The 11,356-nt window shown below is 52.6% G+C and carries 12 protein-coding genes and 1 other RNA gene; 12 read left to right on the top strand and 1 reads right to left on the bottom strand.

Annotated features, from left to right (window positions below):
- A partial coding sequence (locus B2Z72_RS00635) for an AAA family ATPase (RefSeq protein WP_297003971.1) occupies positions 1-1,836 on the bottom strand: 1,836 nt, incomplete at its 3' end.
- 140 nt (positions 1,837-1,976) lie between these two features.
- On the opposite strand from B2Z72_RS00635, the gene ybfE reads away from it, so the two are divergent.
- The 12 genes from ybfE to B2Z72_RS00575 form a co-directional block, all read left to right on the top strand.
- Positions 1,977-2,246, top strand: a complete 270-nt coding sequence (ybfE, locus tag B2Z72_RS00630; protein WP_296983007.1) for a LexA regulated protein — start codon at positions 1,977-1,979, stop codon at positions 2,244-2,246.
- A 211-nt stretch (positions 2,247-2,457) separates the two neighbouring features.
- Positions 2,458-2,997: a hypothetical protein gene (locus B2Z72_RS00625; protein WP_296983008.1), complete on the top strand. Its 540-nt coding sequence runs from the start codon at positions 2,458-2,460 to the stop codon at positions 2,995-2,997.
- A 72-nt stretch (positions 2,998-3,069) separates the two neighbouring features.
- Positions 3,070-3,166: signal recognition particle sRNA small type (gene ffs, locus B2Z72_RS00620), an RNA gene on the top strand.
- Between the two features lie 82 nt (positions 3,167-3,248).
- Positions 3,249-5,504, top strand: coding sequence for a DNA polymerase III subunit gamma/tau (dnaX, locus tag B2Z72_RS00615; RefSeq protein ID WP_296983009.1), 2,256 nt, complete (start codon positions 3,249-3,251; stop codon positions 5,502-5,504).
- Positions 5,505-5,544: 40 nt separating this feature from the next.
- Positions 5,545-5,871 carry a YbaB/EbfC family nucleoid-associated protein gene (locus tag B2Z72_RS00610; protein ID WP_296983010.1) on the top strand — a complete coding sequence of 109 codons (327 nt, stop codon included), beginning with the start codon at positions 5,545-5,547 and terminating at the stop codon, positions 5,869-5,871.
- 19 nt (positions 5,872-5,890) lie between these two features.
- Positions 5,891-6,451: a hypothetical protein gene (locus B2Z72_RS00605; protein ID WP_296983011.1), complete on the top strand. Its 561-nt coding sequence runs from the start codon at positions 5,891-5,893 to the stop codon at positions 6,449-6,451.
- Entirely contained in the window at positions 6,438-7,619 is a 1,182-nt protein-coding gene (gene rnd, locus B2Z72_RS00600) for a ribonuclease D (protein WP_296983012.1), read from the top strand. The genes B2Z72_RS00605 and rnd overlap by 14 nt, the downstream gene beginning before the upstream one ends.
- Positions 7,600-7,884 carry a YcgL domain-containing protein gene (locus B2Z72_RS00595; protein WP_296983013.1) on the top strand — a complete coding sequence of 95 codons (285 nt, stop codon included), beginning with the start codon at positions 7,600-7,602 and terminating at the stop codon, positions 7,882-7,884. Before rnd ends, B2Z72_RS00595 begins: the two co-directional genes overlap by 20 nt.
- Positions 7,881-8,321, top strand: a complete 441-nt coding sequence (locus B2Z72_RS00590; protein ID WP_296983014.1) for a YcgN family cysteine cluster protein — start codon at positions 7,881-7,883, stop codon at positions 8,319-8,321. Before B2Z72_RS00595 ends, B2Z72_RS00590 begins: the two co-directional genes overlap by 4 nt.
- On the top strand, positions 8,309-8,668 hold the full coding sequence (locus tag B2Z72_RS00585) for a hypothetical protein (RefSeq protein ID WP_296983015.1): 360 nt from the start codon (positions 8,309-8,311) through the stop codon (positions 8,666-8,668). The genes B2Z72_RS00590 and B2Z72_RS00585 overlap by 13 nt, the downstream gene beginning before the upstream one ends.
- A 245-nt stretch (positions 8,669-8,913) precedes the next feature.
- A complete protein-coding gene (locus tag B2Z72_RS00580) occupies positions 8,914-9,582 on the top strand; it encodes a YEATS-associated helix-containing protein (protein ID WP_296983016.1) in 669 nt (222 codons plus the stop codon).
- 23 nt (positions 9,583-9,605) lie between these two features.
- The coding region (locus tag B2Z72_RS00575; RefSeq protein WP_297003968.1) for a vWA domain-containing protein at positions 9,606-11,356 on the top strand (1,751 nt) is incomplete at its 3' end.

The following is an 11,356-nucleotide window of genomic DNA, read 5'->3' as shown; positions in this document are numbered from 1 at the left end:
GGCCTGTCCCAGTGATACCTCCCGTTCGATATCCACGACGCCTTTGCTGCCAGGGTAAACGGTCACAGTAATACGTGCCGGTGAACCAAAACTGGTGTCTCCCAGTGACATAACGGTTAATCCATTTACTTTACCGATGGCGCTGTCGCTGGTTTCGAGTAACACAGTACCGTCCATCATCTGTTCAAACAGCTTGTCGTAAACACGGCTGGTGCGTTCTTCTTTTGCGCTCAGGGCGCGGTCAATATGAGAGGCTGAAATTAATTCGTCCTCAGCCAGTTTGCGAATAAAATCCGCCTCCGCCAATAAATCAAACTGTTCGCCAATGCGCGCGCTAAGTACATCCTGTTGTTCGGCAAGGCGGGCACTGAAACGCACCATGCGTTCGACGGCTGAATATTCGAGATCGGCGTATCCTTGCTCATTAATGCGGCTTTTTAACAGGCGCGCGTATGAGTACAGGTGTTCGTCGGATAATTCCAGATCACTGTCAAAATCCACCAGAGAGCGGAAAAGCCCTTTAAAATCTTCGTCGTATTCCTGCAGCAGGTAATACACCTGACGGGAGCCAATCAGCACCAGTTTAAAGTTCAGTGGAATAACCGCAGGCATAAGACTGGTGGTGTTGATCAGACCCAGTTCAGAATAAGGTGATTCCATTTTCAGTTCGCGGGATTGCAGGCAGCGCTTGAGCGCATCCCATACCATGGGTTCGCTGAGGACTTTTGCTGCATCCAGAATCAGGTAGCCACCGTTGGCTTTGTGCAATGCTCCGGGGCTGATTTTGCGGTAGCTGGTAACCAGTGCTCCCTGTTCGCTGCTGTACTCAATGCGGCCGAACAGGTTGGCGAAGCTCGGATGGGGTTCGTATACAACCGGAGCACCGCTGTCGGCGTTGTGGAAGGTAGCGATAGCTGGCAGAAGTGTATCTTCCAGGCGCGAACGTTTTACATATTCTTCGCGCAGTTCAAGCATGCGTTCTTCAACCAGTTCTTCCAGAACCAGACGCGGCAGATGCTCTTCCATTTTTGCCAGCCACTCGACCAGCGCAGGGTGGTGACCAAAGGCTTCGCGAATGGGTTCGATTAATGGCGTCACTGCGTCCTGAATGGTTTCCTGATTCAGTTGGCGTAATTCATCGCTGCTTTCCCGTTTCCACTGCGGCAATTCAGACAATTGTTCACTGAGCATCTGCTCGAGTTCACCAATGGTGTCGTGGAAAACATCGCGTTCTTCTTCCGTCAGTTGTGCGAATTCGCTTTCATCCAGCGCTTTACCTTCACGCATTGGAGTAAAGCTGATCGCAGAAGAATCGCGATAGACGGCAACGCCACGTTTGTGGGCCTCACGTTCGACCAGTTCAATGGCTTTGTCGTAGCGGCGGTTAAAAACGTAATCAATGGCAGATTTTTTCTGTTGGTAGGCAGGATGTTCCAGCGCCGCAGGAAATGTTGCCAATAATTGATCAATTAATGTACTGATACGGTCGCGGAACAGTCCGGCTTCGTCGGGGGCGAGTTCGACGGCATTAGGTTCGCGGGGATTATCGAAATTATTAACGTAACACCAGATGTTCGGTGTTTTCTGACGTTTTGCTTCGCTTTTCAGGTAATCCCGGACATAAGACGACCGGCCTGTGCCGGTGTCGCCCATGACGAAAATATTGTAGCCAGGGCGGGCCATGGCGACGCCAAACTGAATAGCATTGACGGCTCTGTCCTGACCGAGAACACCGTGAAAAGCTTCCAGATCGCGGGTGTCGGAAAAATTAAGGATGTCGGCGTTAACAGATTGAGTCAGTTCGCTGGCGGGTACTGCTGTCGTTTTTTTAACCATAATTACGTGTCGGTCTTCTGTGTCGCTGAAGTAGATAACTCTCTTCAGGTACAGTATGGCCAGTAGCGGCTGAAGGCAAGTCGTTGCATTCCTGTCCGTGCTTGGGATAATTGCGCCGCTGCACTGAATTTGAGGGTTTCATGTCCATTCAGCCTGAAGACAGAACGACAATTGATATGTTTTCCGCCACAAAGCGTGGACGGCCCCGGAGTAATCCGTATGATCGTAATCAACAGTTACGTATCAATAAGCGTGTGCAGCGTCAGCGGGACAAAGCAAAAGGTCTCGCGCGGCTGGAAATAAAACTGTCGGCCAATGTGATTGATCAGATGGATATTGTTGGCAAAGAACTGGGATTGAGCAGGGCAGAAATCATGGAACTTGCTCTGAAACAATGGCTGCATCTGTAAGGTCTGGTGGCGCATTCCCGGAAAGTACTGTCAGTACTCTGGTGTGCTGATTAAATAACTGACTAAGTAGTCAGCCTGCTAGGCAGCGCAGTGTGTCCTCCGATACACTGCAATTAATCGTAATTTGATAGGATGTTCGACAATGAGAATGGACTCTGAAAGCCACGTGCCCAAGGCATGGGTGGGCCTGCTTACAGTTCTGGTGCTCCAGATGGGCCTCGGTGGCTGTGCCAGTCATTATCAGTCGGCGGCAGAAGAGCAGCCGACGCCAGCCGGATTTGTTGAACAAACCGAAGACGGATTTTTCCTGCAACCGGCACCTCTTTACGGATCAGACGAGTTATCGATAGGCGCTGTTCAGCTGAGTGATGGTGGGCAGCTGCTGTTGCTTTGCGATGACACTGACCGTGCTCTGAACACCGGCAAGCCTCTGGTTCTGTATCTTGATGGTGAATACCTGTCGCTGAACTGGACGGAATCTCAGATTCAGGCTGCAGTGGGTTGTGATGCGTTCAGGACCGATCTTGAAACGTTGGATAAAGTATCGACAGTTGAGCGCGCCATGCTGCGTGTGCATTTTACTGACGAGACGGTGGAGCATCGCATTTCAGGAACGACCGCAGATTATTTTTCCCGTCCCAAAATGTTTGGTCCGCAGCGCAGTATTGGCCGTTTTGTAGAGGCTGTGCAGCAAAGCGTAACCACGGATGCACTCAACGCAGACAACATTCGCACAGCAAATAGTGACTAAGCGCTTGATATTGCGCAAAGTTTTCGCTAATGTGCCGCCTCCTGACATCGCTCAGGACGTTATGGTGGCCTCTGTTGGTCCCCTCGCAACGATAAGCCGCAAACCCCGCCAGGCCCGGAAGGGAGCAACGGTAGTGGTGGATTCGTGTGCCGGGGTGTGGCTGGCGGAGGTCATCTCCAAATTGCACTGACTTTCCCCTCTTTAAACGGTATCATGCGCAACATTGCGTAATCTTTGGTGCTGGAAAATCAATGAGTTATCAGGTACTTGCCCGAAAATGGCGACCACGTTTCTTTGATGAAATGGTGGGGCAGGAGCATGTTCTGCGGGCGCTTATCAATGCCCTCAATGAAGAACGTCTGCACCATGCCTATCTGTTTACCGGCACCCGGGGTGTTGGTAAGACAACCATCGCCCGTATTCTGGCCAAATGCCTTAACTGCGAACAGGGTGTCAGTGCCCGTCCCTGTGGTGAATGCAGTGCCTGTCGTGAAATTTCCGAAGGGCGTTTTGTCGATCTGATCGAAGTCGATGCTGCATCACGGACCAAAGTGGAAGATACCCGGGAACTGCTGGACAACGTCCAGTACGCGCCGACAAGGGGCCGCTTCAAGGTCTACCTGATCGACGAAGTGCACATGCTTTCCACGCACAGCTTCAATGCACTGCTGAAAACGCTTGAAGAGCCGCCTGCCCATGTGAAGTTTCTGCTGGCTACAACAGATCCGCAGAAACTGCCTGTTACCGTGCTGTCCCGCTGTCTGCAGTTCAGTCTGAAAAACATGACCCCGGAGCGCATTGTCGGCTACCTGCACAAAGTGTTGGAAGCCGAGAAGATTGGTTTTGAAGACGGCGCCTTATGGCAGCTTGGGCGTGCAGCCCAGGGCAGTATGCGTGATGCGCTCAGTCTGACCGATCAGGCGATCGCCTATGGCGAAGGACAGGTTGGCGAAGCTCAGGTAAATGCCATGCTCGGTACCATGGACCGCGGCCGCCTGTTTAAGCTGGCTGAGGTAATGGCTGAAGCAGAGCCTCAAGCGGTGATGGCTGAGGTTGCCGCTATGGCGGAGCATGGCCCCGATTATGATGAAGTGCTGCAGGGATTGCTGGGTATCTGGCACCGCGCGGCACTGTCACAGGTTGTGCCTGATGCGATTGAAAACGCAGAGGGTGACCGTGACGCAATCTGTGCGCTGGGGATGGCGATGCAGCCGGAAGATCTTCAGCTCTATTATCAGGTTGGTCTTAGTGGTCGTGCAGATCTGGCGATGGCACCGGACCCGCGGCAGGGGTTTGAAATGATTCTGCTGCGCATGCTGGCATTCCGCCCCGCGCCGGATGCTCCCCTGGATCTGGATCTGACCAGCGCACTGCAAAAAAAAAAGCCTCTGACGAATAGCGCTGCGGCGGTAAATTCTGCTGCGGCGGTGATTCCTGCCGCGCCGGCAGATGTTGTAGCCGAAGTCACAGATACTCATGTGCCGCCTGAAGCGTTGAGTGAGCAATCTCAGTCATCAACAGACAGCCAGGCCGCGACCGTTACTGCGTCAGAAGGAGCAGTCACAGCGCAAGCCTCAGAGGTTGATGAGTCCCCGGCGGATAACCATCCTCAGGCTGTCGCGGCACAAGATGCTGATGTTTCGTCTGCAGATGCTCTGCCTGTTGATGTTCCGCCTGTTGTTCCGTCTGTTGTTGATGTTCTTTCTGACGCAGAAGCTACTTCAACCGATAACGTGACAGAGCCTGCCGCCGTAAGCGCGAAAACGGACCACAATACAGCTGACATTTCTCAGAAGTATTCTGCAGGCCCTGTTGCGGCTGAAACCGTAGCTGAACATGACGGGTTCAGTGATGTGGCGGTTGATAGCGGTGCTGAAGCTGCAGACAGCCGTTTTGATGAACGCGTTGATGTCCATTTTGAGGCGGCAATGCCGCAAATGGCTACTGCGGAAAACGCTGAAGCAACGCAGCCTGTGGGTGAACACAATCCTCTGCAGAACCACAATGCAGCAGCGTTGATGAGCCAAAGTCAGCCGCTGGCGGCGGAACCTGCCTCGGTCACAGCGGCGCCGGTTTCGCTGGCAGAGGATGTTGAAGATAATCAAGGTGGTTATCCGCAGGAGCCGCTGCAGCCGCATACCTGGTGGCAGTGGGTTTCTCATCTGCGGCTCGCAGGCCTAACCATGGCGATCGCACGTAATAGCGCACTGGTCAGTGTTCGTGGGGATGATTACGAATTTGATGTTGATCCGGTGCAGGGCGCTTTATTCAATGACAGCCAGGCACACAAGATTCAGCAGGCGCTGAGGGAAATTTTTCCTCAGGCCAGAGTCACAATGGCATTGCAGTCGCCACGCGGTGAAACACCGGAGCAGCGACGCCAGCGCCAGCAGGAAGAAGCGCGTTATGGCGCTAAACAGGCAATTGAAGGGGACCCTCTGGTGCAGAGGCTTCTCAGTGAATTTGGTGGTGTGGTGGTTGATGAAACCATCCGCCCGGTAAGTTAAACATTCGAACAGTTTTAACGGATACGACAGGAGAATTCCTATGATGAAAGGTGGCATGGGCAACCTGATGAAACAGGCGCAGAAGATGCAGGAGCAACTGCAGAAGGCGCAGGAGCAATTGGCTGATGCGGAAGTAACCGGCGAATCCGGTGCGGGTCTGGTTAAGGTGACCATGAACGGCCGTCATGACGTTAAGCGCGTTGAGCTGGATGACTCCATGATGGAAGAAGACAAAGAGATGCTGGAAGACCTGCTGGCTGCCGCGGTAAACGACGCGGTCCGTAAGATCGAAGAGCGCAACAAAGAAGAAATGGGCAAGATGACTGCCGGTATGGGTCTGCCACCTGGTATGAAGCTGCCATTCTGATCACAGCCATCCTGATTTCATGCCATTACCAGCGCCTTATCTCAGACTGTTGCAGGCTTTTGATGCGTTACCCGGGGTTGGTCCCCAGGCAGCAGGGCGCCTGACACAGTTTATTCTGATGGGTAATCAGAATGGTCAGGGAAATAATGCTCATGGTAATGATGCCGGCAGTGAACTGGCGCAGGCTATTCTGGCCGCCGGTGAAACGCTGGTGATGTGCGAACGCTGTTATCGCTACGCAATGCAAAGTGTCTGTGATGATTGCGCCGGGCATGAACAGGGCGGAACTCTGTGGGTAGTCGAGAATACCGAAGCTCAGCTCAGTGCTGAAAATCGCGGTTGGCGACAGCTTTTTGTACTGCATGGCCTGCTGTCGCCGGTAGCCGGTATCGGTCCGGCGCAGCTTCATTTGCCGCAATTGCGTCAGCGCGTTGCTGCTGAAGGGGTAGCCGAACTCAAACTCCTGCTCAGTCAGGGAGTTGAAGCGGATGTCACTACGCAGTTTATTCAGGACCTGCTGGCCGATTTGCCAGTGACGGTCGAACGTTTACAGGAGGAGCCTGAGTATGGGACGGCTTAAGATCCCGGAACCCCAATGGGTTACCTCTGATGACGCCTTGCGCGAGGTCTGTACGCGCTGGAAAGAGCAGGCTTATATCGCGGTTGATACCGAGTTTGTACGGACCACGACGTTTTATCCGAAAGCCGGGTTGATACAGGTCGCCGACAGTGAAGGTTCGGTACTGATTGATCCGCTGGAAATTGTCGACTGGAGCCCTCTGGCGGACATTTTTGAAAATCCACTGGTTGTTAAAGTCTTTCATGCCTGCGCAGAAGATCTTGAGGTTTGCCGGCAGCTGACAGGCGTTATGCCGACACCGTTATCGGACAGTCAGCTTGGCGGAGCCTTGGCCGGGCTTGGCGGGATTATGGGATTTCAGCGCATCGTAAAAGAAATTCTTAATATCAATCTGCCGAAAGAAGAAACGCGGTCAGACTGGCTGAAAAGACCATTGCGTGAAGAGCAGATCGAATATGCCGTAGCAGATGTACACTACCTGTATCGTCTGTATCCAAAACTGATGTCGCGTCTGAAAAAACTCAACCGGCAGAACTGGCTGGCTGAAGAGTGCGAACGCCTGCTGCGCACATCGGCGAAGAACGACAACGCCGCGAATTATTATCGCCGGGTAAAACTTGCGTGGAAGTTGCGGCCGCAGGAATTACTGATTTTAAAGCAGCTGGTATTGTGGCGCGAACAGGAAGCCCGTACGCGCGATGTGCCGCGCAACAAAGTGGTTGATGATAACACTCTGTGGAATATTGCCCGTTTTAAAGCACGCAATCGTGATCAGTTAATTAAAGCCGGTATGAAACCACTGGCGGTGCGTGAGGACGGCAAAGAGTTGCTGCAAATTGTGGCAGAGGGTCTGGCGGTTGATAAAGACCTGCTGCCCAAACAATTAGACCGGCCACTGTCGCCACAGGCAGGACAGTGGCTGAAACTGATGAAAGAAACCGTGAATGCAAAAGCTGAAGTGCTGGAAATTCCCCCGGAATTACTGGCGCGGAAAAAAGCACTGGAAGCGCTGCTGCGTTCAGGATTTCCCAACGGACCATTTACTTTACCGGAAAGCCTGCGCGGTTGGCGCAAGGCTGAAATTGGTGATTATCTGGTTCAGCTGTTACAGGACCAGACGAGAGTAATCTCGCTGCGGAAGACGACCCATGACGAAAGTACTCTGTGATATTTATAAAAGCAGAAAAAAAGACGAAGCGTATCTGTATGTGAGCCGTAAAGACGGACTGACAAAAGTGCCGGAAGAACTGTACGAAATTTTCGGAAAACCTGAACTGGCCATGACCATCATTATTACTCCGGATAAAAAGCTGGCGCGTACTGATGGCGGTAAAGTTCTCGATGGCATTGATGAAAAAGGCTTTTACCTGCAGATGCCGCCGGCGAAAGAAACTTACATGCTTGATCTGTTCTGCAAACTGGATAAAGAATGAGCGCGAAGCCCTTCTGGCAGGAAAAATCGCTGCAGGAAATGACACCGCAGGAGTGGGAGTCACTGTGCGATGGCTGTGCCAAATGCTGCCTGCACAAACTGCAGGATGACGAAACCGACGAGGTGTATTACACCGCCGTTCACTGTCGGTACATGGAGCGCAATACCTGTCGCTGCACAGTGTATGAAGAACGCAATACTAAGGTGCCTGAGTGCGTCTGGCTGACGCCCGATCAGGCCAGTGAATTTTTCTGGTTGCCTCCGACCTGCAGTTATCGTCTGCTCGCTGAGGGGAAGGACCTGCCTGACTGGCATCCGCTGATTACCGGCGATCCGCAGTCGGTACACACCAGTGGTATGTCGATCCGCAATACCGGCATACCGGACAACCAGGTAAAAGAAGACGATTGGGAAGACTACATTATATGGAAGGCATAATTGCTCTGGCCCCTTTTTGGCTGATTTACGCTGTGTTCGCTGCTGTGGGTTACTGGTGTTGGCAGGGGCTGTTTTTCTGGTTGGAACGTGACAGCGATTTACGCCGGTTTTTTCATATGCTTGGCGCAGTGTTGCTGTTCACACCCGCACCTATCAGTGCGGGTTCTTCCTACTTTGCGCCAGCGTTTCTGGTGTTTCCGTTTACTGCGTTGTCATCCAGTGTGCAGGATGCCATGTATTCGCTCAGCTGGTTTTTGGGCGGACTGTGTATCGGCCTGATGGTTCTGGCTTTGCGTCAGTTCATTCGCTGGTCTGCTAATCGCCAGGGCAAGCCTGCAGAAGAATAGAAAACATTTGTTAATTAATTAAAAAGGAGCCTCGGGGTTCCTTTTTTTATGTCTGGCCGCCAACTTTTTTTATTCCATTTCTGGCTAACCGGAAAAACTTTGCTAGGTTTAATGCAGGAGTGTTCAGTATTTCGTCTTTGCTGACCGGAATTGCCGAACATAAAACTCAACTTGGGGGTTATCCGTCGCTGGAGTAATCGGCTCAGGAACGCATATCTGTTCTCTGATGGATGAGAGGTTGGAACATGGCTAATCATATTTTCATTCTGGCTACTGTAATGCTGCTTGCCGGCATTTTTGGTGGGCTGGTTAATTACTATCTCTACGGTGATAAGGATCCGGATGCAGCGAGTCTGCCACGATTCCTTGTTGTAGGTGTGGGTGCATCTTTCCTGGTGCCGGTGGTGCTGGATATGGTTAACAGTGAGCTGGTGTTGGAAAGTCAGGGGGACCCAAGCAGGTTGCTGATTTTTACCGGTTTCTGTCTGATTTCTGCACTGCTAAGCCGCTTCTTTATTGATAATCTGTCTGACCGCATTCTCAGTGAGGCGAAAACCGCCAAGCAGCGTTCAGAAGAAACCCAGCAGAACCTGCGTATTATTCAGAGCGAGCTGCTGCCGTTGATCGACACTGAAACCGAACAGGATATGTCCGGCGAAACAACGGAAACACAGGATGCCAGTGATGATCTGGATGTAACCTCTGCGCAGGTTCTTAAAATTCTGTCCGGCGGCCGTTTTATCTTCCGCTCTCTGGCAGGTGTTTGCCGTGAAGCGAATCAGGAAGAAAGCACGGTACTTAAAACCCTGCATGTATTGGTTAACCGCAGTCTCGCCGGCAAGGTGAGTGGTAAAAATGGTGTACGTTGGCACATCACGGAGAAAGGCCGTCGCGTACTCGAAACCAATCTTTAAGTAACGGACCCCCGGGAGCATCTATGCAGATTCAACGCTGGCTGTCGGGGGTGATTTTTTTATCACTCCTGCCATTTTTCTTCTCTTCCTCTGCGTTCGCCGCACCGACTCAAAAGCCTGCTGACGTTCGCATTATTGTCGACATTTCCGGCAGTATGAAAAAAACGGACCCGCAGAATCTGCGTGTTCCTGCCGTCAATCTGCTGGTTGAACTTCTGCCTGCTGATGCCCAGTCCGGAGTCTGGACCTTCGGCCAGTATGTCAACATGCTGGTGCCTTTGGGTACAGCCGATAACGATTGGCGCGCCGCAGCCAAAAAAGAAGCCGCCAGCATTAACTCGGTCGGCCTTTACACCAATCTGACCGGCGCCTTAGAAAAGGCGGCCTGGCAAATCGAAGAAAACAGTCCGTATCAGCAGAGTATTATTCTGCTGACCGACGGCAAAATTGATATGCCGCCAGTGGCCGGGCAGTCGGTCAATGCCCAGGAGCGCACACGCCTGTTTGCCGACATTCTGCCGGCTTATCGTAATGCCGGGGCGAAAATCCATACCCTGGCGCTGTCTGATACGGCCGATAAAGAGCTTCTGCAACAGATTGCACTGGAAACCGATGGCATGTACCTGCAGGCAACGGATGCTGACCAGTTGCTGAAAGCTTTTCTGAAAGCGTTTGATCGTGCGGTACCGGTTGAACAGGTGCCAATGGACGATAACCTGTTTGAGATTGACGACAGTGTCAGCGAATTTACCGCACTTATTTTCCGCAAAGCGGGGGGGAAAGAAACCCGTCTTATTTCTCCATCCGGCAAAATTATCTCAGCTGCAACTGCGTTGACGGATGACAGTGTGCGCTGGCATCAGGATGTTAATTTCGATCTGATTACCATTTCTGATCCGGAAGCCGGTGGCTGGAAGGCTGATGCGGATATTGATCCTGATAACCGGGTACAGATTCTGTCGGATTTATCCCTCGGCGTAGAGGGGCTGCCAAACAGCATATTCTCCGGCAATCCAATCGAGTTACAGATTGCACTGAACAACGCCGGCGAGGTGGTGAATGAGGCCGCAATTCTGGGGCTGACCGATGTGACACTTAAAGTCACGGCACCGGATGGTCGTTCCGGCAGTAAATTATTATCCGACCCCGAAAGTCTGCCTGCGGATGGCGTATTCCGTGAAACCATGTCGCGTCTGTCACAGCCCGGCGAATACCGGTTTGAGATTACTGCGGTAGGGCGTACTTTTCAGCGGCGTCAGGAACTGACTGCGACCCTGATGGAGCCCTTAAAGGTCGAAGTTGCTGACGATTACGGGCAGCAGGTTACCCGTATTCGTGTGCTGCCGGAAAGCGACAATATCGACACCGGTCTCAGCCGGGTGTTGGCGAAAGTCAGCAGTCCGGATGGCAGCTCGCTGATCCATACACTGGATTTTGATTCTGAAGAAAAAGCCTGGCACATGGAGCTGTCCGCGGAGAAGGGACCCGGTCAGTATGACGTGATTCTGAACATCCGGGGTGTCTCCGTGGGTGGGGCGACTTTCCGCAGTAAGCCGGACGATATCGTCCGTGAGTTTCCGCTGATCAATCCGGATGTGGCCGCAACGGATACGGCTGCTATGGACGCCGTCAGCGAAGCCGCTGCTGCAACGCCTGAAGAAAGCGCCGAGGAAACTCCTGAGACAGAGCCGGTGGCAGAAGAGGCTGCTGAACCAGAGCCTGCTGAAGCGCCTGAGCCGGAACCTGTTCCGGAGCCAGAGCCAGAGCCAGAGCC

Origin of the sequence: Thalassolituus sp. UBA6592, assembly GCF_002433655.1 — a bacterium.
GTDB lineage: Bacteria > Pseudomonadota > Gammaproteobacteria > Pseudomonadales > Oceanobacteraceae > Venatoribacter.
The sequence above is the reverse complement of the archived record's forward strand: the minus strand, read 5'-3'. Positions and strand labels throughout refer to the sequence as shown.

Bases quoted from the DNA above. Each gene is read 5' to 3' on its own strand.
- B2Z72_RS00580 (WP_296983016.1), top strand. From the start codon at position 8,914: ATGGCTAATCATATTTTCATTCTGGCTACTGTAATGCTGCTTGCCGGC.
- B2Z72_RS00590 (WP_296983014.1), top strand. From the start codon at position 7,881: ATGAGCGCGAAGCCCTTCTGGCAGGAAAAATCGCTGCAGGAAATGACA.
- dnaX (WP_296983009.1), top strand. From the start codon at position 3,249: ATGAGTTATCAGGTACTTGCCCGAAAATGGCGACCACGTTTCTTTGAT.
- B2Z72_RS00585 (WP_296983015.1), top strand. From the start codon at position 8,309: ATGGAAGGCATAATTGCTCTGGCCCCTTTTTGGCTGATTTACGCTGTG.
- B2Z72_RS00605 (WP_296983011.1), top strand. From the start codon at position 5,891: ATGCCATTACCAGCGCCTTATCTCAGACTGTTGCAGGCTTTTGATGCG.
- B2Z72_RS00595 (WP_296983013.1), top strand. From the start codon at position 7,600: ATGACGAAAGTACTCTGTGATATTTATAAAAGCAGAAAAAAAGACGAA.
- ybfE (WP_296983007.1), top strand. From the start codon at position 1,977: ATGTCCATTCAGCCTGAAGACAGAACGACAATTGATATGTTTTCCGCC.
- rnd (WP_296983012.1), top strand. From the start codon at position 6,438: ATGGGACGGCTTAAGATCCCGGAACCCCAATGGGTTACCTCTGATGAC.
- B2Z72_RS00625 (WP_296983008.1), top strand. From the start codon at position 2,458: ATGGGCCTCGGTGGCTGTGCCAGTCATTATCAGTCGGCGGCAGAAGAG.
- B2Z72_RS00610 (WP_296983010.1), top strand. From the start codon at position 5,545: ATGATGAAAGGTGGCATGGGCAACCTGATGAAACAGGCGCAGAAGATG.